This is a genomic window from Bacillota bacterium, assembly GCA_012839765.1.
GTDB lineage: Bacteria > Bacillota > Limnochordia > DUMW01 > DUMW01 > DUMW01.
On the sequence record DUMW01000005.1, the window covers coordinates 1 to 22,587 of the forward strand.

Annotated in this window: 15 protein-coding genes and 1 pseudogene; 5 read left to right on the forward strand and 11 right to left on the reverse strand. The window is 53.9% G+C overall.

The genetic code is table 11. The annotated features are described in order from the left end of the window. Window positions 1-21: 21 nt before the first annotated feature. Window positions 22-2,244: a hypothetical protein gene (locus GXX57_00230; GenBank protein HHV43081.1), complete on the reverse strand. Its 2,223-nt coding sequence runs from the start codon at window positions 2,242-2,244 to the stop codon at window positions 22-24. Window positions 2,245-2,490: 246 nt separating this feature from the next. On the opposite strand from GXX57_00230, the gene GXX57_00235 reads away from it, so the two are divergent. Continuing rightward, window positions 2,491-3,300 (forward strand): IclR family transcriptional regulator, encoded by an 810-nt coding sequence (locus GXX57_00235; GenBank protein HHV43082.1) that lies wholly within the window; start codon window positions 2,491-2,493, stop codon window positions 3,298-3,300. Window positions 3,301-3,363: 63 nt separating this feature from the next. On the opposite strand, the gene GXX57_00240 is transcribed toward GXX57_00235, so the two are convergent. From GXX57_00240 to GXX57_00275, 8 genes and pseudogenes are all read right to left on the reverse strand, one after another. Beyond that, entirely contained in the window at window positions 3,364-4,329 is a 966-nt protein-coding gene (locus GXX57_00240) for a hypothetical protein (protein ID HHV43083.1), read from the reverse strand. Next, window positions 4,329-5,039, reverse strand: a complete 711-nt coding sequence (locus GXX57_00245; GenBank protein HHV43084.1) for an N-acetylmannosamine-6-phosphate 2-epimerase — start codon at window positions 5,037-5,039, stop codon at window positions 4,329-4,331. Before GXX57_00245 ends, GXX57_00240 begins: the two co-directional genes overlap by 1 nt. An 11-nt stretch (window positions 5,040-5,050) precedes the next feature. Continuing rightward, complete coding sequence (locus GXX57_00250) at window positions 5,051-5,938, reverse strand: N-acetylneuraminate lyase (protein HHV43085.1); 888 nt, start codon at window positions 5,936-5,938, stop codon at window positions 5,051-5,053. A gap of 69 nt (window positions 5,939-6,007) precedes the next feature. Then, window positions 6,008-7,072, reverse strand: coding sequence for an exo-alpha-sialidase (locus GXX57_00255; GenBank protein HHV43086.1), 1,065 nt, complete (start codon window positions 7,070-7,072; stop codon window positions 6,008-6,010). A 289-nt stretch (window positions 7,073-7,361) separates the two neighbouring features. Then, window positions 7,362-7,947 (reverse strand): annotated as a pseudogene (locus GXX57_00260) (GrpB family protein). A gap of 271 nt (window positions 7,948-8,218) precedes the next feature. After that, window positions 8,219-9,553, reverse strand: coding sequence for a sugar ABC transporter substrate-binding protein (locus GXX57_00265; GenBank protein HHV43087.1), 1,335 nt, complete (start codon window positions 9,551-9,553; stop codon window positions 8,219-8,221). Window positions 9,554-9,589: 36 nt separating this feature from the next. Then, window positions 9,590-10,966 carry a sugar ABC transporter substrate-binding protein gene (locus GXX57_00270; protein HHV43088.1) on the reverse strand — a complete coding sequence of 459 codons (1,377 nt, stop codon included), beginning with the start codon at window positions 10,964-10,966 and terminating at the stop codon, window positions 9,590-9,592. 713 nt (window positions 10,967-11,679) lie between these two features. After that, on the reverse strand, window positions 11,680-13,974 hold the full coding sequence (locus GXX57_00275; GenBank protein ID HHV43089.1) for a diguanylate cyclase: 2,295 nt from the start codon (window positions 13,972-13,974) through the stop codon (window positions 11,680-11,682). Between the two features lie 416 nt (window positions 13,975-14,390). Between GXX57_00275 and GXX57_00280 the strand changes: the two genes are divergently transcribed. Both GXX57_00280 and GXX57_00285 read left to right on the forward strand, forming a co-directional pair. Continuing rightward, the gene (locus GXX57_00280) at window positions 14,391-14,843 is read left to right on the forward strand and encodes a MarR family transcriptional regulator (GenBank protein HHV43090.1); all 453 of its coding nucleotides are present in this window, start codon (window positions 14,391-14,393) and stop codon (window positions 14,841-14,843) included. Window positions 14,844-14,860: 17 nt separating this feature from the next. Beyond that, the gene (locus GXX57_00285) at window positions 14,861-17,998 is read left to right on the forward strand and encodes an efflux RND transporter permease subunit (protein ID HHV43091.1); all 3,138 of its coding nucleotides are present in this window, start codon (window positions 14,861-14,863) and stop codon (window positions 17,996-17,998) included. A gap of 150 nt (window positions 17,999-18,148) precedes the next feature. On the opposite strand, the gene GXX57_00290 is transcribed toward GXX57_00285, so the two are convergent. Together GXX57_00290 and GXX57_00295 are read right to left on the reverse strand one after the other, a co-directional pair. Then, window positions 18,149-19,393 (reverse strand): alpha-L-fucosidase, encoded by a 1,245-nt coding sequence (locus GXX57_00290; GenBank protein HHV43092.1) that lies wholly within the window; start codon window positions 19,391-19,393, stop codon window positions 18,149-18,151. Between the two features lie 105 nt (window positions 19,394-19,498). Continuing rightward, complete coding sequence (locus GXX57_00295; protein ID HHV43093.1) at window positions 19,499-21,226, reverse strand: ABC transporter ATP-binding protein; 1,728 nt, start codon at window positions 21,224-21,226, stop codon at window positions 19,499-19,501. 305 nt (window positions 21,227-21,531) lie between these two features. Between GXX57_00295 and GXX57_00300 the strand changes: the two genes are divergently transcribed. Then, window positions 21,532-21,762 carry a hypothetical protein gene (locus GXX57_00300; protein ID HHV43094.1) on the forward strand — a complete coding sequence of 77 codons (231 nt, stop codon included), beginning with the start codon at window positions 21,532-21,534 and terminating at the stop codon, window positions 21,760-21,762. Beyond that, window positions 21,732-22,580 carry a ChbG/HpnK family deacetylase gene (locus GXX57_00305; protein HHV43095.1) on the forward strand — a complete coding sequence of 283 codons (849 nt, stop codon included), beginning with the start codon at window positions 21,732-21,734 and terminating at the stop codon, window positions 22,578-22,580. The genes GXX57_00300 and GXX57_00305 overlap by 31 nt, the downstream gene beginning before the upstream one ends. The last annotated feature ends 7 nt before the right edge of the window (window positions 22,581-22,587 follow it).

Sequence of the window (22,587 nt, forward strand, 5' to 3'; positions counted from 1 at the left end):
AATATATTGACAAGGTGCGAATTAAGTTTCGGGGAAGCCGAGACCTCCGGGTGCTATACCTAAAGAACCATGCAGAACTGAGCGAATAGCATAAAACCGTTTATGCTTAAAACCGTTTATAACATTATAAAGATTGGCCACCCGCCAGGTTAAGGGTTCCGCGTCCCCTTCGCCCCGCCGGATCCGGTCTTCGTCCCCGAAGAAGGTCTCCCCGTCACCGGTGGTGTAGACCCAGCCTCTGGGTGATCTTACCGTCTTCAATTGATCCATGGTGCCAAACCAGCCTAAGGTTTGGGGCGGCAGGATCTGGTCCTCCAGGATCTCCCAGTTGTTGACCACAACCCGCTGGGTCATCTCCGACCTTACGCCTCCCCGGGTCTCGACGGCAATAACAAGATCATAGGCACCGTCATTCAATCCCAGGGTGTTGACGGGAAAGCTCAAGGGCAACAGGGTTCTGGAAAAGAGAATTTGATCCAAAGCCGGATCGTACACCGGGTCCGTATCGTCGAAGGTGGCAATCACCGGCCGCAGCAGGCCCGTGACGTTGATGATATCCTCTGGGGGAATTACCGGCACCACCTCGATGGTGACCAGGCCCTGGAGCCGCGGCGCTTTCTCTTCCCTTTCTTGGGGTGCCACCAGATGGAAATGTTCTACCCGAAATCCGGTGGTGTAATTGTAACCTCTATTTTCTGCGTCTCGTACCACCAGGGAGATACTGTGGGAGCCCGGTGCGAAGTCCGCAGGGTTGAGCACCAGGTTGGTGGGCAGCTCATCACCCTGATAAACCTTTTCTCCGTCCACGGCCACTTCAACGGCGGCCACCGTGATCCCAGGTGCTTCTGCACGAATGGTAGTGGGACCGGGGAGGATTCCTCCCGTCAAAACCCCCAAGGTACCCAAGCCCGACTCCGCCCGCAGATAGACCGGCGGTAGGACGTAACCCGTGTCTGTCAGTCGCCAGATGGGCTCCGTCAGTTCCGGCAGCCCTGCGATCTGTTCCCGGGTCTGCGGGGTGGGACGGAGTCCCCACACTTCAAAGAAGGGGGTAAGGTTACGGTTGGCCACCTGGGAGGCCATAGTGATAAACTGCTGGATCTTTTCACTGTCCCTTTGGGGTTGCTGGTCCGGGGGCAGTTCCCGATAGGCCCGGTGCAGCTGCGGGTAGAAATCCTCGCCGAAGGCCAGATCCAGCTGCCAGAACATGACCAGTTTCAAGAAGACATCATCAATTTGGTTATAGTTCCTATCCGGTTGGTTGAAATAGGCAAAGGCCCTTTGGTAACAACCCTCCCTCTCCAGACGGCTTCGGTTACCAAAATGCCGTTCAATACTGAAGGAGTAGATGTTGACGGTCACCTCTCCCAATCCGTCCCACCGCCAGGGATTCTGTTGATAGGTGTGGCCGAATTCGTGCCAGGGTCCCCAACCGTTCTTGGTGAAACTCTGCGTGTTTAGGATGGACTTGAAGGCGTCGGGGTAGTACCCTGTATGGTTAAGAAACATGTACATATATGTGCCAGGAGCGTTGTTTTCCCGCATGTGCTGTCGATAGGCACTGGGCCGGTGTCGGGGATCTGGATCCTCCTCATCTAGTCCCGAAACCTTGTTAGCCACAGCAATGGCCTCATCGATGTATTGCAAAAGCTGCACCGGATCATCAATGTCCTTGGCGGTGTCAAAACTCGCGGTGATCATCACCCGCGTTCCCACCAGTTCGATGGCCGGGATATCCCTGTATTTTTCCAGCATCGCGTACCAATCCTCGATGGTGTGTTCCCCTAGGACAAAGTAGGTGAAAGGATAACCTCCTTCAATGGTCACCTGGGGAGGATGGTCGGTCTTGTGGCTTTCGTTGATGAAGTGAACTACCCCTGCTTCGGGTACCGCAATGACGTTTCTGCCCTCCTGTAACTGGATACCATCTTTGTTTCCGTCGACGTAGTGGCTGAGCACTGGTGCGGAGATGACCACCTTAGGTAGATTTTCTTGATCGGTGCTGCTGACGGTGATGACTAACGGTTCGTCGGCCTTTTTGTACACCCCCGAGGGAAGATACCTACTGGGCCCACCAAAAAGCTTGGTCTGCCGATCTTCCTCCAAAATGCCCCTTTGGTCCAAAGTAAGGGTGACCACATAGGAAGCATCCTGGGAAGGACTTTCCGTGGCTAGGACCAATGAACCAAAGGTTAACACCAGACTACTCAACGTCAGAGCAAGAAGACACCATTTGTACCGCATTGGGAACCTCCTTAACATGTTTTTATACCAAGTGTCCGGTCACCCACCTCTTACCCTGGCAGGTGCCGACTGCATGGTTCCATAGTTGGGAGATAATGGTGGCCGGTCTGTGCCCAAACTCAGCAAAAACCGGCAACAGCCCTTCCTTCCGCAGCCTCCGGCTTCCCCCAGCTTGAACCAGAATTCCTAACTATGCTAAAATACGGTTAGTCAAAGAAATTAGCTGTTCGGTAGGAGGGTGTTTACTTGTCTATCAAGAGTGTCCACAAGGCATTGGCAGTCCTGGAGGCTGTGGCCAAGGAAAGGGACGGTCTTACGGCCCAGGAGATTAGTTCCCGGTTAGACCTGCCCTATGCCACTGCGCACCGGATCTTAACTACCTTGCACAGTGCCGGCTATCTATCGTTTCAAAAATCCCACAAGGTGTACCGGACGGGTCCTAGGTTACTTAACCTTTACGGTGCCGTCACCCAACAGGATCAGTTGGGGCGCTTGGTCTACCCGGCGCTGGCTAAGCTCAGCCACGACACCAAGGAGACAGTACACTTGGCCATCCGACACGTCAATGAAGTGGTGTACCTGGAGACCCTGTTACCACCCCATTCCTTTGTGATGTATACCCCTGCGGGTATGCGTTCACCCTTGCATTCCACTGGCCTTGGGAAGGCCATCATCGCCTTTTGTGCCGATGAGGAAATCGAAACCATACTGGAGGACTATGAATTCCAGCGTTTCACCCCCAATACCATCGGATCTCCTGCGGGCTTTTGGACCCAGATTCGTCAGATCCGAGAAAAGGGCTATGCCTTTGATAATGAAGAAAGTTCCATGGGTGTCCGCTGTGTAGCCTCCATCGTCGCCAACGGGGCCGGTTATCCCGAAGCGGCCATTTCCGTTTCCGCGCCTGCCAGTCGTCTGGACAGCGACGAAGCGGTGGCGAAACTGGCGGCGAAGGTCTGTGGAGCCTGTCGTGAGGCTTCCGAGGCCATTGGCGGCAAGCTGGGTGACGATCCCAGCCGCTGGTATGAGGAGTTGCAGAGGTTCCGGGGCAGTTGAGCCATTGTGCACGGGCCGGGTTCCGGATCCTGCAATTTGCCGCCTATGGGATCAGTCCCTGTATTATCCGAAAGCCTTCAGCTGTTGCCCGACCTTCTCCGCTAGGGCGGAATCTACTTCCACTCCCAGGGTCCGCAGGCCCAGGATGACTGCTCCACCGTCGCCAGCTAGCATCGGTGGTACTACTTGCATCTTCGGCCTGTTTTTCTTTATTTCCTCTTCAAAGGGGTCTAGCACCCATCTACCGGCGTGAAAAACCCCACCAGTATAGGAACACAAAAGATCCTCCTCCTGTAGAAGGCGGCTTACTGCCACCACCGAGGCGGCCAGATGCCTTGCGGCTTCTGCCAGGAGTTCCTGCGCGGGTCCATCGCCCAGTTCAGCGGCTTTGGTGACCACTTGGGCCAAGGAGGCAATGAGGGGTCGGGGCTCCCTTTGGGAGTACAGGATCCGGTGAAAATCCCAGAGGCTCTCGCCGTTATACTGTTCTAACAGCAACTCCCGAACCTTTGTGTCCGCTCCCCGCCCATCCTCGGCCCTGGTCGCTAACGATAACGCCCCACAGCCAATCCAGTAAGCACTCCCCTCGTCTCCCATTAAAGGCCCCCATCCGCCGGCGGTGGCAGTTTTCCCTCCTCGGCCCCGGCCGTAGGCAATGGAGCCTGTTCCCGCAATCACTATGATCCCCGGCTGACCGATGAGGGCTCCTTCGTGGGCGGTGATGCTGTCATGGACGAAGCAAATCTGGGGGATAAAGTCTAGGACGGAGCGCACCGTCTCTTCCATCAAGGGTACACCGCCGGTCATGCCCAAGACACCAAGGCTAAGATCCTCCCGGCAAAGGCCCGCTTGGGTGAGGGCCGCCTCCAGGCTGGTAAGGACCACCTCTTGGCACCGGGCCCGTCCTTCGGGATGAAAGATGCTGATGAGCCCGGCCCCCTTGTACAGGCTATGGATGTGTCCGGTTTCATCGGCAATTATGCATATGGTGGAGGTCTGTCCCCCATCAAAGGCTGCAAAATAGCGCATTATCCCGACCTCTCTTCGCGGTGTCTGGTAATATGGGATACAAAGCGTTGGGTGATTAACCAGGGATTGGTGATGGCAGTGCCTACCACCACGGCCCAAGCCCCCAGTTCTAAAGCTTGTTTCACTTCCTCCGGGGTCCAGTAGCGGCCTTCCGCGATGACGGGAATCCGGCAACTGGTGGTGATACTCTGCACCAAAGGCAAATCCGGTCCAATGAGCTTAGGGCTGTACGGGGTATACCCAGAAAGGGTGGTTCCCACCAAATCAAAGCCCATGGTTTCGGCCCGCAGGGCCTCATCTCGGGTGGAGATGTCTGCCATCGCCAGCTTACCGGCCCGGTGTACAATGTCCACCAACTCCCGGACACTCTCTGGTTTCCTTTGCCCGGGTCTGACTTGGTCCGTGGCATCGATGGCTACGATGTCGGCTCCCGCGTTTAGCACCTGCTTTACTTCCCTTGCGGTGGGGGTGATATACACCGGGGAGTCGGGATAGTTTCGTTTAATTAGGCCAATTAACGGGAGCGGTACCTGTTCCTTGATGGTACGGATATCCTCCTCCCCCTCAGCCCGAATGCCCACGGCGCCACCTAAAGCCGCCGCCTGGGCCATAGCCAACATAAACTGCGGGCCCCGCAGGGGATTACCTTCTCGGGCCTGGCAGGATACCACCAGTCCATTCTTAATTCTCTCTAACACTGACGTTCCCATAACCGTTCACCTTACCCTACCGCCCCTTGGGCCCCGTTTTCCAGGAGTTCAAACAAACCGATGGACTCCAGAGCCCTCTGTAATTCTCCAACTTCCCTTTCGGACAGACCCACCAAGGGAAGCCTGGGCGGACCACAGTCAATGCCCACCAATTTCATGGTGGCCTTGATGGCCGGATGTCCTCCGAACCGGTTGAAGATTCGCACCATCTCCCCCGCCAGCCCCTGATACTCCTGGGCCCGCTTCAGGTCGCCCTGTGCATAGGCCTTCATGACCCGGTGGTACACGGGGGCAGCGAAATTGTAGGTGCTGCCGATGGCGCCCGTGGCGCCCATGGCCAAGGCGGCCAACATCATCTCGTCCACGCCAAACAACACATCGAAGCGGCCTTCGGCAAAGCGGATACATCCCTGCATCTCATACAAGGTGGGTGCGCTGTATTTGATCCCCGCCAGATTAGGGATGCGTTCCGGGGCCTGTTTGAGGAATTCGATCATATCTAGTTCCCATCCCGTGAGGACTGGGATGTGGTAATAGTAGAAGGGCAAAGTAGGACAGACCGCGGCAATCTCAGCGAGGCACTGGATCAACACCTCCAGGGAATTACATTTGAAGTAGCTGGGCGGCAGGGCCGCGATGGCGTCAACCCCCACCGCGGCCCCATGGGCGGCCAGCTTCTTCGCTTCCTGGAGGGAATCATGGCCTACCTGGGTGATAACCGGAATGCGTCCTGCAGCAGCTTTCACGTAGGCCTCGGTAATCTGACAACGCTCCTCAGTAGAAAGGGACGGACCCTCGCCGGTGCTGCCGCATACATACATACCATTGACGCCGTCCCCGATGAGGTGTTCCACAATCCGAGGGACCATTTCCAAGTTCAAGCTACCATCTTTGTGCATAGGGGTAAAGGTGGCTGCAATCAAGCCTGATAACCTTCCAAGTCTTGTCACGTTTTAAATCCTTCCTTCCTAAGCCTCGGCTAAGGCATCGATCTCCTCGAGTTTGAAGCGCACCGCGAGGATATAGGGTTGTTCGCCTTCGGTCCAGTGGCCGTAGGTGACCATCACAAAGGTGCCGTCGGGCAACAACTCCACACCGGGGTAGGCGCAGTCTCCATCGTGTTTGTTGTCTTTTAGCCGAATGCGATACTGGCCGTCGCCGGCGGTGTGCAGATCCTCATAGGTGCCCACCCAGACCAGCCAATCGCCCCAGGTGGGCGAGTCTTTGGCCACATCCCGGAAGCTGACCACCAGTCGTCCGTCGGGTGCATAACGGGCCACGTGCCGGTCGCCGGTTAAGGCCGGGGAAAGCTGTTGGGGTGCAGACCACGTCTGGCCTTCATCATCACTGAAGATCACAAAGGAATTGAACTTCTTGCTGTTCTCCCGCAGGATTAGGGCAATTTGTTTGCCATCGGGGGAGCGGACCGCACCGGGTTCACACAGATGTGCCTCTGGTAACTCGGCGATCACCCGCGGCTGGCTCCAGGTCAACCCCCCGTCTTCCGAAGTACACATCAGGATTTGAAAACTGGACCACTTACCGGCATTGTGTAAGAAGCGACCATCGTCGTGGAAAAATGCAGCATAGTGTCCCGGACCCGTATGGAGAGGGATCAGACTAGCCATGGTCACGATGCCTCCGAAATCTCCGATGGGAGCAAGTTCTGTCCAGGTTTCCCCATCGTCCTCGGAGACTGACATCCGAATGGGGTAAAGTCCCGAGAAAAGGATCAGTCTTTTCGTTCCCTGGGCGTCTACCACCCGGTGGATGGTGGGGGTTTCCTTGCTGGTTTCAAAGCTTTCGGGCACCGGTAAACGCTCGGACCAGGTGAGGCCGCCGTCGGTACTCTTCTTCAGGATGATGGGTCCCCGCCCGTGCCCCTTGGGGTAAACCGTGAGGATCGTCTTGCCGCCCTCCAGGAGTACTGTGGTGGGATGGCCCAGATATTGGCCAGGTTCCCGGTCCACGATCACTTGCCGCTTGACATCGGTATCTAGATCGATAAATCTTGTATTGAATATGTATTTCATTTTCCCGCTTCCCTTCGTGTTAGTGGTGACACCTCTAGTACCTCTTGTATCCGTAATATGAACAATGTATCTACAATTTGGTGAGTCAAGAACAGTGTATCATGAAATCCATAGTTAAGCAAGCACACCCCTTGGTTTTCATCCGGTTACCGCTTGTTAATGATTCCCTGGTCCCGGATCGACTGACTTCTTTCTGGTACCGCTGTGTTATGGCAATCGATCGAAGTTGTGGCGGCGAATCAAAATATTGCAATGTGACCGATCTGTTGTAGCCAACAAACGACTTATCCTACCTTATTTCCCTCTGTACAGCCGCGGCCCTAGTCATAATCTCTTGGATTACCGCCGTCTTCGCGTCCGCGTAATGCTGGATATGGTGCCAGGTCCGCTTAGCCAGTTCCTTCTTGGTCCGCGCGTATTTTTCCCGATCTTCTTCTTTGTTCCGCAACCAATCGCGAAAGCGCAGCATGCGCTCCACTTCCTCGGTGCCTTTCGCGGAAAACATGTAGGTTGATGTCGGTGTTTGGGCCCTTGAACATTCGGTGTTGGTACCAGTCTGGTTCTCTGATCTTCAGTTTGTACCCGGCCCCTTCTAAGGCGGGTACATAGGAGGATTCGTCACTGGAGTCACTTACTACCAGGACTATATCTATAGTCGGTTTCGCCCATAGTCCTGGCACAGAGGTGGAACCTACGTGTTCCACCCATAAGGCCTTAAGGCCCAAAACTGCCCGGATACGCTCTGCTTCCCGGGCGAACAAAGCAGGCCAAGGAGGATCATATTCCACCAAAGTGATGGGTGCGTTGTGGGGTCTTAATTCACCAACGGTACACTTGCCCAGTTCCTCATCGGTCCGCATCACATGATCCGACATCTGTCAGCACTCCTAGATTGGGCTTGTCCTGTCCTGTGGTCTCCCCGTCGGTGGGATGCTGTATGCCCTTCCCTTTGGTCCTGGGGAAGAACCAGGGGGTTTAAGCTTATAGTACCATGTCTTAAGATGGCGAACCAACTACTCTTGATCGGTATCTCTTCTGGGAACGATCTTGGCATCGTCCAAGGGGGTGGCCGTAGGCCACCCCGTTCTCCTTACAAGCTCTGGTTTCCCTTATGGAAGCAAAAGGGAGTCTAGTTTGATCAGTCTATTACTCCTCAAAGAGATTGGCCAAAGCGATATTTAGCTCGTGTTGCACAAGTTCCAGGCGGGTACTGGCCGGTTCGGTACCATCCAGGATGGGACCGAACCACCCGTAGGCCTGGCTGGCCAGGATCTGGCCTGTCCCCATGATACTCTCTTCGATGGCCCGGCGGGAATTGGCCACGGTGCCATCGATGAAGGCGAAGAGCGCGTTTTGGGGAATATCCACGATGTCAGTGATCTTGTCTACATAGACCGGAAGGGCGGATCTGCGGGCTGGGATATCCCCAGTGATCTCAGCCCACAGGGCTAAACCCTCGGTTCCCGTGGCGAATTTTACGAACTCCCAGGCTGCCTCGATATTCTGGCTATCCTTAGCGATAAACAACCCATCCACCCAACGGGTATTTGCCCTGTTCTTCACCTTCGGCACCGGTGCCATGCCCCAGTCGAAGGCCATGTTTCCAGTTTCGGTGGCGGTCAGGAAGTTTTTCAGTTTCCACATACCGATCCAGTCCATACCTAACAGTCCCTGCTCAAAACCGGACCAGGAGCTGATCCCCTTGGCCGGTCCTTCGGCTGCATAGTTCTGGTACAACTCCGCCATGGCTTCAAAGGCTTGGATGGTTTCTGGGCGGGTCATGGTGGCTTCCCGGGCAATACCGGTTACATAGGCCTCCTCCGGGAACCAATCACCACCAAAGATCCAAGTGACGTCGGGCAGGTAGGTTTCCGTCGCTTGACCCACACCTAACCGGCGGTATTGATTGTCAGGACCCCGTTCTGTGAGTCGACGACAAACCTGGATAAACTCATCCCAGGTCCAGTCGGTGGCATCCCAGTCCATGGTCAACGGTGGAATTCCCTGCTGCGCAAAGAGATCCTTGTTCCAGAACACCACCTGGGGCACAACGTTGATGGGCATTCCGTAAAGCTTTCCATTTACTCCATAGGAATTGAAGATTCCCGGGAGGAAGTCATCGATGGCCAATTCCTCCAGGTCCCGTTCCACCAGTTCAGTGAGATCCAAGATCCAGCCGTTGTAAATGGGAAGCAGGCGATCCGCAGTCCCGAAGTGAACGTCCGGTGCCATCCCCGAGGCCACAAGGATCGTCAGTTTGTCCAAGTATCCTGTGTGAGAACCGCCAGAAAGAAGCTCCACCTTGATATCCGGATGGGCTTCTTCGAAGGCTGCGGCCACCCTTTGGGCCCATTCGGTCTCCAGGGGGATGGACCGGTGCATGTAGGTGATGGTGACTTGCGCCTGGGCAAGTGCGTTACCCAACAACAGCACCGCCAACACGGTGATCATCAGGGACTTCCTTAGCACAGCAGAATTCATTTATAATGTGCTCCTTTCCTATGACCAGATATTAGTCTAGAATTTGGGAGGATACCCGGTATTTCCGCATGGCACAGGGACCGTGATCCAGCGAAGATCCGGGAACCATCCAACCTTCGTACTGTGAACCTGAGGTCGTAAGGACGGCCCCAAAGAAGGCTTCCCTGGGGCCGTAGGCCTTTGTGCTCTATTCTGTTGACTGTAGGATCGCGCGGATTTGCTCTGCGGTACTGATGGCCACGTTGCGCACCGGCTCACCTTGTACACCCCGAATACCCACCTGGCTTCTGGATGGCGCGGCATGCGGTAGACGTAGTCGGCCACCATCAGCATGAGCATCTTGTTCTTCGGACCTAAGTCGTTTTCCACGAACGCCTCGCCCCGGGCCACGGAAATGCGAGCAGGCATTTCTCCCTGCACACCCTCAGAGGCCACGGATAGGGCACGGATCTTCAGGGCCCGTTCGTCGTAGGCTAAGAACTTCAAGAGCCGATAGGCTTCCTCGGGATACTGGGTGGTGGTACTGATCCCCAGGGCCCGGCTGACGAACTCATAGCCCCGGCCACCGTTGGGTCCCACCGGCGGTAAGGTAATATCCCATTGGAAGTTAGCATCCTTGAAAGCGTAGGACCCCCAAAGACCGCTAAGGACCATCGCGGTGGTTTCCCCGAGGAATTCGTTGACGTAGTTGGCCGTCGGTGGTGACAGACGGCGATGTACCAGGTCTACATAAGCTTCATATCCGGCAATGGCCTCCGGTGAATCGATCAGGGTATCGGTGGGATTGCGCCAATCGTCCACCATTTTACCACCCCAGCTGTGCATGAAGTTCAGGGGGTGACCGGAGTAGAAAGCCCACCGGGTTACCTGATCCCCATCGGTTTTCACCAGTTTGGCAGCATAGCGCAGGAAGTCTTCCCACTCCCAGTGGTCCGGTGGGGTCGGCAGACCCGATTCCGCAATCACATCGGCGTTGTAGAACAAGGCCGCCACCATATGGTACTCATAGGGCATGCCATACAGGACACCGCCCACGGAGAACTCTTCGATACCCTCCGGAAATAGATCATAAAGATCTACTTCGGGGTCATCCTTGACAAATTTGTCAAGGGGGGTCAACAGACCCATTCCCACCAGTTCATTCACTGTGTGACTATGAACCATATAAACATCAGGGGCCATACCACCGGCCGCCCACAGCAACAACTGATCCGGTGTGATGGGCGCATTCCGGTACTCCACTTCGATGTCCGGGTTTTCCTCCATAAACATCTCGATTAACTGCTGTTCCACATTGGCTGTAACGTCAGTGACATTGTTAACATAAACCAGTTTCACCTTTGCTTCGGACAGGCCGCTGAGGATAAAGACCAATCCCAGCAACACGATTGCTACCCTCTGGATTCTTTGCACCGTAACTGACCTCCCTTTTGTGGTTTAGTCCAGAGAAATCAAAACGCTGACTATACATTAATCCACTTGCCCTGTGGTGCGTTCGTTCATCAATCACCTCCCTTTGACCCAATAAGCGACAATTTGTTGCCTTCAGCCCAGTGCTTATCAGTTAAGTTATAGATCATCTTAGTCCGAATCAGTCATGGTTTTTGCCCCGTGACCATCACCTCGCCCCGGAACTGTTTCTCTGCTCATGGGATTCAGGCTGGGTCTATACAAATGGCCATCCTCGAGAAATGGCACCTAAGTGAATTCCACCGATTCCTGTTTATCTTTGGTCACGTTGTGCATACTTCAACCACATTATGGATATCTTGGTTCTAGGGTAACATAAAAGGGGGGATCGTCAAGGACTTCTTTCTTGAAAAAGCACAGAGAAAGGATCTGTATAGAAAATCACAAAGGCAAGGGGTTTGGCGGTTTTGTGCTTTCGGAAATACACGACTATTGAAGAGAAGGTTCTCCGGTCGGTGGACAGCGGACCTATTCCCCGCCCGTTGCCCACCTTGAGGACTACATACTGACAAGCAGAATCAAAACCTGAAGCCAGGGGTGTGCTCGATCAGTTATGGCCTTCCTTGTTGAACCGACCGATCGCCGGCGACCTGGTGCCAACGGGACAAAGGTACTTTCCCACAGGAGGCGGATCCTTGAACGGAGGTCTCGTCCACCTACTGTCCCTTCGGGTCCGGTGTGAAACGTTGCCGGAGGGCTGGATCCTCCATCAATTGAGAGAAGACTTCCACCAGGTCCGGCTGGAATTGGGTACCGCTACGCGCCTTGATCTCGCCGATGGCCTCATCGATGCCGAGGGGAGCCCGGTAGGGTCGTTCGTTCACCATGGAGACAAAGGCATCCACAATGGTGATGATCCGGGCCGCCAGAGGAATCTCCAAGCCCTTCAAGCCCCGGGGATAACCGGAACCATCCCACCACTCATGGTGAGCCAGAAGGGCTTCGGCCACCGGGGCCAGCTTGGGAAAGGCCATGGCAATTCGATACCCAATCTCCGCGTGGCGTTTCATGGCCTCCCGTTCCGTGCGACTCAAGGGACCTGGTTTTCCCAGGATATGTTCACTGGTAGCAACTTGCCCAATATCATGGTAATGGGCAAGGAGGCGCAGGTCCTCCAGTTGCTGGTCATCTAATCCGATCCGTTCTCCCAAGGCCAGGGCCAAAAACTCAATCTGTTCAATCTGTTCTTCCAGTTCTAGGCCCCTTTCCTTGAGCATCTGTTGGAGGGAATGCATCAGCTGGCTGTCACTAATCTGGGCATGTTTTGTCTTCTTCCGATACATATGATCCTCGGCTTCTTTAAGGACATCGGAAAGCTTCTGCGCTGGATTGAACTTCGTAGCGTAACCCGCGGACATACTTAACCTGATGGGTTTTTCCGATTGTTGTTCACTCAGGGACTGGATGCCTTCGCAGATCCTTGCCGCCACCTTCTCGTTAGCGCCGGGCATGAGGATCAAGAATTCATCCCCACCCCACCGGGCCACGATATCCTCCTCGCGACAGGCCTGTTGGAGTACCTGGGCCGCCTTCTGCAGTAGACTATCCCCCTGTTCGTGCCCTAGGGAGTCGTTGACCACTTTCAAACCGTTCACATCGATCATGATTATACTGACAGGCACTTGGCGGCTTTCGTCTAGTTCTTCCATAATCATTTCGCCGTAACGCCGGTTATATAAACCGGTCAGGGAGTCATGGTAGGTCAGCCGTTTGAGTTCCTCCTCGCCATGCTTTTGCTCGGTAATATCCAGTCCAATCCCCAAAACACCAAGGATATTCCCCTCGGCATCGGTAATCCTTTTCCGTAGAACCCGTAAAGTACGCTGGGAGTTGTCCCGGAAGGTGATCACTTCTTCGCTTTCCTGCAGGGAATCCTCCCCAAGATTGGCCAGATCCAGTTGGCGGCTTGTGGAAAGCTGCTCCTCAGTGATGCTAGGGCTGTTGGTACCAATCCCTGTATTCTCCCGGTAAAGACGATTCACCAAGATCGGTTTTCCCTCTGGGTCTGTGAGCCAGATGTTGATGGGAGCATTGTCCAGGATGGTCTCCAGCAGCTTTGTCTGGGTCTGTAGCTGCTCCCGGGAGCTTCTGCGAGCCTCCTCCGTAATCTTTCGGTCGGTGATGTCATGAAATACTGTCACAAAATGGTTGCCCTCCAATCGATAGGCCTTTACCTCTAAGTACTTGCCCACATCCTGCAGATGGGCCTCAAAGTGCACTTCATCTTCTTCTGTCGCCAATCGCTTATAGGCCTCTAGCCAGCAGGGACCGATGTTGGGCGCCACTTCCTTCAGGGTCTTCCCCACCAGATCCTTCGCCTTCATGCCCACCAGTTCTGCAAAATACTTGTTCACTTCCTCGATCCGGTAATCCACCGGTGCTTTGCCCTCACCCCAAAGGATCTGGTGGGAAGCAATGCCAATGTGGGCATGATCAAAGAGGCTTTCGTACCGTTGGGCATAGCGGCGCATTATCCTGGTTACCAGGTAGGAGGAGACAGTGACAACCACCGCGGCCAACACGTAGGGTAAGGAGTATTGCCCTGCATCCTTGAAAAAGGAGATGGTTACAAAAAGAATAAAGGCCCCATCTAAAAGGGAGATAAGCCATACATATTGGAAAAAAATAGTGTTTACAAGGGGGATAAGCAACAACAATTCCGCCTGGGCTTCGACAAATAATCCACAAGCCCGGCCTCGAAAGGCTCCGTGGGTGAAGGAAAGAATCACCAAGAACAAGAGGATTGGTGGCAAATAACGGTGCTTAGAGACAGGCAGCACATAGGAAACTGCACACAGCAGAATGTAAAGGCCCGCAAAGAACAAGCGATTCCCGAAAGACAAGGGATCCTCGTTACCCTGGGACAGGGAATAAAAATAGCCGATGGCCAGATACAAGGCCGCCATGCAGATACAGGTCACGCGCACCGACCGGAGGCGTACCGGACTCATAGCTCCTGCACCGATTGGATCGGTTCGCACCACAGTGATCACCACTTTCCACTCTTTGGATTTCTTCTACGTCGATGCTTGGCCCACGACGGTTAAGAAATTGTAAATGATCTGGTTGTCGTAGCGGTTGTGAAAAATCGGCATTCTTAACCGGCTATCCGGGATACTTCTGTTTCCTTCTGGGCTGTTAGCAACGGTGCTAACTTGTATCAGTATACCAAAAACGGGTAAGAATGTCATCGAGGTTTCTGCCCTAGGGGTACAAGGGAGCGGCTTCTTTATATAGAAATGATGGGACAAGGCTGTGGTGGCATTGACTGACTCCCTTTGTTCATATATACTAAGTCAGGAAGTATTTCGCACACGAACTATTCGGAGTCGAAATACTTGTCCTGCCCCGGGGAGGTGAGGCAACCATGGCAGAAAACTACGCCCGTACAATTATTGGACTACTATATCTGATCCCGAAAAAGGTCGAAAGAAGCTCCCGCTTCCACTTCGAAAACGTGGGTCTGACCTTTCCCCAACTGACTTTGCTTTTCCTGATCCAACAATACGGCCCCTTGCGGATCACCGAGCTCAGTCGGAAATTGGATCTGCCCAACAGCACAGTTTCCGGGATCGTGGACCGGCTGGAAAAGGAAGGCTTGGTGGTGCGCAAGAGAGACGATGTGGATCGCCGGGTGGTGACGGTGCAGCTTACGGAAAATGTGGACCATATCATTTCAGATCTGCAAGCCAAACTGGAAGGCTTCTTTCAGGAGGTTTTTGAACACGTTCCCGAGGAGGACCTCTTGGAGATTGTCCGGGGGCTGCAGAAACTAAATGATATCTTCGATCAATACAGCACCCTTGCTGAAGAGTTTTAGTATTTGGAGTGATGCCCATGTTACCAAGTTTCAGTATCAAAAGACCCTATACGGTAATCATTGGTGTGATTATCGTTTTGATCTTGGGGACGGTCTCTTTACGTAATATGACTACCGACCTGTTGCCCAATATCAATCTGCCCTTCGCGGTGGTGGTGACGACCTACCCCGGGGCCAGCCCTGAGGAGATTGAATTGATGGTCTCTCGCCCCATCGAGCAGGCCATGCTTAGTCTAAGCAACATCAAGAAGGTGAACTCTATCTCCAGTGAAAACCTGTCCCTGGTAATCCTGGAGTTTCACGCTACCGCCAACATGGACTCTGCCATGATCGAAATGCGGGAAAGCCTAGACATGCTCAAAACCTTTTTACCCAGTGATGTGCAATCCCCCATGATCTTTAAGCTCAATCCCAGCATGATGCCGGTGATGGTCCTCTCCGCGGCATTGGAGGACCAACCCTTGAGCGCGTCCAGCAAGTTTTTGAACAATGTGGTTATACCCGAACTGGAGAGCATTGAGGGAGTGGCGGCGGTCTCTGCCACAGGGTTGGTGGAGGAAGAGGTCCATGTGGTGATCAACCAAGAGAAGATCGAGGAGACTATCGCGAGTATCCAAAGGAGACTGGCGGCATCCATGCGCCTGCCCGGACTGGATCCCCAAGCCTTAATGCAGAACATTGATCCCAGTCAGTTTGCCCTCACGGAGGAGATGATTTCCGGGATCCTCATGGGCCAGAACTTTGCCATGCCCGCCGGGTACCTATTAGAAGGTGGACAGCAGTACTTGGTGCGGGTAGGGGATCGCTTGGAAAGCATTGAGGATTTGGAACGTTTGCCCCTTCTGTCGCTACCCATCGTGGGTTCAATTACCCTCAGTGAGGTGGCAGATATCGAGCTTCGGGAAAGCTCCGGCACCCGGTACGCCAAGGTAAATGGCCACGATTCCATCGTCATTACCATTCAAAAGCAGACGGAGTACTCTACCGCCGACGTGGCCAAACGGGTTCGGGAACGGATGAAGGAACTGATGGCCACCCATGAAGGCCTGCAAATGGCCACCTTGATGGACCAGGGTTACTATGTGGATCTGATGGTGGGTTCGGTCACCTCCAACCTGTTGTGGGGCGGGCTTTTGGCCATCCTTGTATTGCTGGTCTTCCTGCGGAAGATTCAGCCCACCCTGATTGTGGGTCTATCTATCCCCATCAGCGTGCTGACTACCTTCGTATTAATGTACTTTGGTAAAATCAGCCTGAATATCGTTTCCCTCGGCGGCCTGGCCCTCGGTGTAGGCATGTTGGTGGACAACTCCATTGTGGTGATTGAAAACATCTACCGACTCCGGAACGAAGGTAAGAGTGCCAAGGAGGCAGCCCTCATCGGCGCCCAGGAGATTTCCGGTGCTATTGCCGCCTCCACTTTGACCACCATCGCGGTCTTCATCCCCATCCTTTTCCTGCGGGGCATGACCAGAGAAATCTTTGCGGATATGGCTTTGACTATCGCTTTCTCTCTTACCGCAAGCCTGGTGGTGGCATTGACCCTAGTACCCACAGTGGCTTCCCGAGCGATGGAGAAAACTGTGATTAAGGAAACAACCCTCTTTGACAGAATCAAAGGGCGGTACGCTAAGATCATGGCGTTTTGCATAGACAAAAAGTGGGTCGTCCTGCCCCTACTGTTAGTTTTGTTTGTGCTCAGTATAGTCGGGGCCTTCCGCCAAGGTACGGAACTGTTCCCCGCCACCGACACGGGGCAGCTGAGTATAAAGTTAAGCCTGCCCACCGACACCTCTTTCCAGGAAGCTACGCTCCTGGCCGATGAACTGGTGGCAAAGATTATGGAGATTGACGATGTGGAAACCGTCGGAGCCATGTTCGGTGGGTCCTTCTTGGGGATGGGCCTGTCGACGGGAAGCAGTACCCATACAGAGCTTTCGCTCTATGTATTGTTGAAGGAAGAGCGGGCCAAATCTACCGGCCAGGTGGCCCAAATCATTCGAGAACGAACCGAAGACTTTCCCGGGGAGATGACGATCAATGATGCCAGCATGGATCTTACGGCCCTGATGGGCGGCACCATTGTGGTCAATATTAAAGGCCGGGACTTTGCCACCTTGGAGCAGATTGCCAGGGACGTGGCGGAACTAGTCTCCCAGGTAGAGGGTGTGGTGGAGGTCTCCGATGGAATCGAAAAAACCGCACCGGAACTGCGGGTTCGGGTGGATAAGCAAAAGAGTATTGCCCGCGGGCTGACTACGGCCCAGGTTTTCCTGGAATTGAATAGTTACTTGGGTACCAGTGGTGCCGCGACCACCCTTTCCATCGGTCCAAACCAGTACGATGTCTTTGTCTCCGACGGTCGGAAAGACAATCGGCTTACCCGGGAGCAGCTGTTGGATCTGACGATCACCAATCCCCAGGGTGTTGAGGTGCGCATCGGAGACATTGCCACCATAGAAGAGGCTACGGGATATAAATCCATCAGCAGGGAAAACCAGCAGCGGTATCTATCGGTTACCGCCGGCCTGGCCGAAGGCTACAACACTGGTCTTGTCAGTGAAAAGATTGCTAAGAAGCTCGCGGACTACAAGGTTCCCGAGGGCTATACAGTTGATATGGGTGGCGAATATGAGATGCTCACCGACTCCTTCAGGGATCTCACTCTCATGTTGATCTTGGCGGTGATCCTGATCTACCTGGTGATGGTGGCCCAGTTCCAGTCCCTACTGGCACCCTTTATCGTCATGTTTACCATCCCCTTGGGCTTTACCGGGGGCTTTCTGGGACTAGCGCTTACGGGACACCCGGTGAGTATCGTGGCCTTCCTGGGCCTAATCATCCTCTCTGGTGTAGTAGTGAACAACGGGATCGTCTTCGTAGACTACATCAACCAACTTCGTAGTCGGGGGATGGAAAAAAGACAGGCTATCATCGAGGCCGGCGTGGTCAGACTGCGGCCGGTCTTAATGACGGCCTTCACCACTATCCTGGCCCTTTCTACCCTGTTGTTTGCTGCGGGTACGGGTACCGAGCTCATTCAGCCGATGGCCATTACGGCTGTAAGCGGTCTGATCTACGCTACGGTCCTCACCCTGATCCTGGTGCCCATCCTGTATGACCTCTTCCATAAAGACAAGAAGAAGGCAGCATAAATTGAAGGGCCGCTTCTAAGCGGCCCGTTGTTTTCACCTCAGTCTTTCGCAGTAACCAAAGGGTTTTGCCCGGCTAGACGTAACCGTTGTCTAGATAGGCCCAGTCCCTATTGCTCCTAAACCACCACGGTAGATATTCACATTAATCGTCTATTCCAACTCCAGTTCAATCACCGTGTCCAATTCATCGGGTAGCTGACTGGTGCCGAGGTCAATAAAGGCGTAATCGGGGAACTCCACCGCGTTCCACGGGGTTTGCACCTTAAGCTCGGAACCGTCTGCAAGGAGCCGCGCCTTCTTAATCTTACCCTTTAGTCCCGCGAAGGGAATGGGACCGATCGGTAAATCTAGGATATGGGCATAGAGTTTATTCCCCTTTTGGGTGTACCGGCCCCATTCGGGTTTTGGTAATTCACTGGCCCCGCACCCATAGATACTGTCACCGTTTTTCTCCATCCACCGGCCCACGTCTTTGAGCACATCTACCGATTGTTCGGGAATGACTCCCCAGGCATCGGGCCCCACGTTTAACAGCAGATTCCCGTTCTTGCTGACACATTCCACCAATGCCCGCACGATTGTCTTCGCCGACTTGTACTCCCTATCCCTGGCGCAGTATCCCCAGTGCCGGTTCATAGTGACACAGGCTTCCCAAGGAATGGGTTGTCCCAGTTCGTTGCGGATCCCGTGGGGCGGTACGATCTGTTCGGGGGTGGCGAAATCTCCGGCATAGGATTCCGGTTGTGCCGCCTTAATGTTGCCGCCAAGGCGGCTGTTAATAATCAGGTGGGGTTGTAGGGACCGACACAACTCCACCAGTCTGGTGGCTTCCCAGGTTTCTCCCTGCATCTGGTCATAGGAGAAATCGAACCACAGGATGTCGATCTTCCCGTAATTGGTAAGGAGTTCCCGCACTTGTCCATGAAGGTACTCGATGTATCGTTGGAAATTGTGCTTCCGGCCCTTGAAAGCGGAATTCTCCCGCATAGGATGATGGCGGTCTCCGTAAGCGGGATAGTCATCGTGATACCAATCCAACAGAGAGTAGTAAAAGCCCACCTTCAATCCCTCGGCCCGGAAGGCCTCGACGAATTCACGAATTAGGTCCCTGCCTGCGGGGGTATTGGTAGCCTTATACTCCGTCAATTGACTGTCGAAAAGACAAAAGCCGTCATGGTGCTTGGTGGTGATCACCGCATACTTCTGTCCGGCCTCCTTCGCCAACTTTGCCCACTGCCTGGGATCATACTTCGTTGGATTGAACTCCTCAAAAAACGGTTGGTAATCTTCTTTAGGGATCCGTTCGTGGCTCCGCACCCATTCTCCGCGGGCCGGGATCGCGTATAGTCCCCAGTGGATAAACATCCCAAACCTTGCCTCAGTAAACCACTGCATCCGATCCTGCACCAAAGTCCCTCCTTTTCTTGGTCTTGTAAACTTCCCGATCTCCCTAGTGCTTCTCTGCTATGCCGACACTCTTTGCGGAAAACCTGTGAACCGTCAGCTGCCGTACTCAAAGGCGTACTGCTCGTGGTGCAGCTTAGCGTACATACCTCCCTTCTGTAACAACTCCCGATGGGTACCCGCCTCTTGGATCCGTCCCTCGTCCAACACTACGATCTTGTCCGCATGGCGCACCGTAGACAAACGATGGGCAATCAACAAGGTGGTCCGATCCTTGGCCAATTCGTTAAGAGCTTCTTGAATCTCCTGTTCTGTCACCGTATCCAAAGCCGACGTAGCCTCGTCTAGAATCAAGATCGGCGGATTCTTCAAGAAAACCCGGGCAATGGAGATCCTCTGTTTTTGGCCTCCGGAAAGCTTGATGCCCCGTTCACCGACATAGGTATCGTACCCGTCAGGCAGGGTCATCACAAAGTCGTGAATCTGGGCCTTCTTTGCTGCATCGATCATCGCCTCTTCGGAAGCGGTGGGATCTCCATAGAGGATGTTCTCCCGGATGCTCCCGGTGAACAAGAAAACATCCTGTTGGACCACACCAATATTCCGTCGCAGGGATTCCAAAGTAACCCGGCGGATGTCGATACCATCCACTAGGATACGACCGCTGGTCACATCATAAAACCGCGGGATCAACTGACAAAGGGTGGTTTTCCCCCCGCCTGAAGGACCCACAAAGGCCACGGTAGACCCCGCGGGAATCTTCAAGGAGACATCCTTCAACACCGGCTGGGAAGAATTATATTCAAAAGACACATTCTCAAGTTCAATCTCACCCCGAACCTTATGCAGGGTAACGGCATCAGGGGCATCGGTTATGCTGGGCTTTACGTCCATTAACTCCACGAAACGGGCAAAGCCGGCCATCCCTTGCTGGTACTGCTGGGTAAAGTTGATCAGTCGCCGAATGGGTTGCAGGAAAAAGCTTATGAACATCAGATAGGCTGTCAGATCCGCAAGATCGATATACCCCAAGTGCATGATCCAAGCCCCCACCCCCAAGACGGCCACGTTCAAAATGTTGGTGAGAAAGCTCAGCCCAGATGAGTACTCCGCCATGGCCTTGAAGGCTTCGTACCGGGAATACTTGAAGGCGCTGTTGGCATGGTCAAAACGCTGCATCTCATATTCTTCATTCACGAAACTCTTGGCCACACGGATTCCCGCCAGGCTGTTTTCCAAATCCGCGTTCACTTCCGCGATCTTTCGCCGTTCCTCGGTGAAGGCTTCGGACATAGCGGTACGCTTCTTGCTAGCGTAGATTAGTATGAAGGGAACAAAGACAAAGGCCACCAGGGTCAACGGCACATTGACTGTGATCAGATAGGCAAAGGAACCAATGAGCATAAACCCGGCGATAAACACATCCTCCGGACCATGGTGGGCTAACTCTGTAACGTCCCTCAGGTCATTCACGATCCGTGACATCAAGTATCCGACCTTGGTATCGTCAAAGAACTTGAAATCCAGGGTCTGCAGATGGGTGAAGAGATCCTTGCGCATATGATATTCCATATTGACACCCATCTTGTGTCCGTAATAGTCGACCACGTATTGACAAAGGAGGCGTATGGTGTAAAGGACCACCAAGGCAACGGTCCAGACCAGGACAGCCTGCATATTCCGGTTGGGAATAAAGTCTTTCATAAACATGCGCGTCACAACGGGAAATGCCAGATCCAGAATGGCAATGGCGGCGGCACAAGACATATCAAAAAGGAAGAGCCAACGTTCTGTTTTGTAGTATGAAATGAAGATCTTGAGCAAACGCATAGTATTCCAGATTCCTTTCTACCAGACAACTTACTTGATTAACCTGATCTTCTTGGGGTGAGGTGTAGAGAAGATGGAACATACAAAAGGCCCAACTTGGCCACAGGCGATCTTGGACAAGTCACTTCCCTCTCCCATGGCATTATACCATGGATTTGTAAGACTTGAGGGGTTGATCCCACGCGCTGTTGTGGCAGAACCTGACATCTTTTGCTGCAACATTGTGTCAAATCATGGGTACCTAAGCCCACTTTTTCACTGGAAAGAGTCGACGACATTCCGCAAACCCTCCTAGGACCATGACAAAACACCTTGAAGGCTTCCCCAGCGAGCAAGGGCTACGTCCAAGCGTCCCTTCCCCCTTTCAGGGTGATGATGGCAAGCACGCCAATGGTTTTGCCGTCTTCCCCCAGGGGTATTTCTCCGGCGGCAAAGGTATTTCCTGCTGCGCGGAGAAGAATCAGATTGGTACCGTCTATGGTCTCGAGGAGGTGCGCCGATGGACCCTGCCCACAGGGATCGCCTCTTAATTGTTCACTGTGACGATGTGGGTTTGAGTTGGGAAGCAAACGAAGCGGCAAGAAGACTCCTAACCCAAGGTGTGGCTACCAGTTGCAGTGTGATGGTCCCCTGCCCTTGGTCCTATGAATTCTTGATGTGGTATCGGGAGCATCCGAAGTTGGATGTGGGAATCCACCTAACTCTCACCAGCGAATGGGCCACCTACCGTTGGCCACCGTTGACGGCCGGTAGAGGATTAAGGGATAAGGACGGTTTCATGCATCGCCGTCCGGAGGAAGTGATCAAACACGCGTCGGTAGAGGAAGTGTATGAGGAATCTAAGGCGCAAGTCCAACGAGCCCTGGAATGGGGTGTCCAGCTTACCCATCTGGACACCCACATGGGTGCTTCCCTGGCTTCCTATGGTTTTGCCCAGGCCTATCTAAGACTGGCAGAGTCTTTCGGGCTTCCTCCCATGCTCCTGAAACCCACTCCAGAACTGCAAAGCCAGGCAATTGAGCAGGGCTATGATCTCCGCATCTTTGAGCTGATGGAACAGGCTAGCACACCTAGACTGACTGGGCTGTTTAGCGCTGCCCGGAAAGGAACTTATCGGGCCACCAAGGAGGCGGTGTATCGGCAGCTGGCCCAGCTGCCTACGGGTGTAAGCTATTTCATCATCCACCCGGCCTTGGCTAGCGACACTATGCGGGCAATCACCGGCTCCTGGCAACAGCGATATTTCGAATACCTTATCTTCATGGAAGAGGAAACCCGACGGTTTATCGAGGCACAGGGAATTCAGCTGGTTAGTTGGCGGAAACTGCAAGCCTCAACCGAAACGTAGGCCGAAC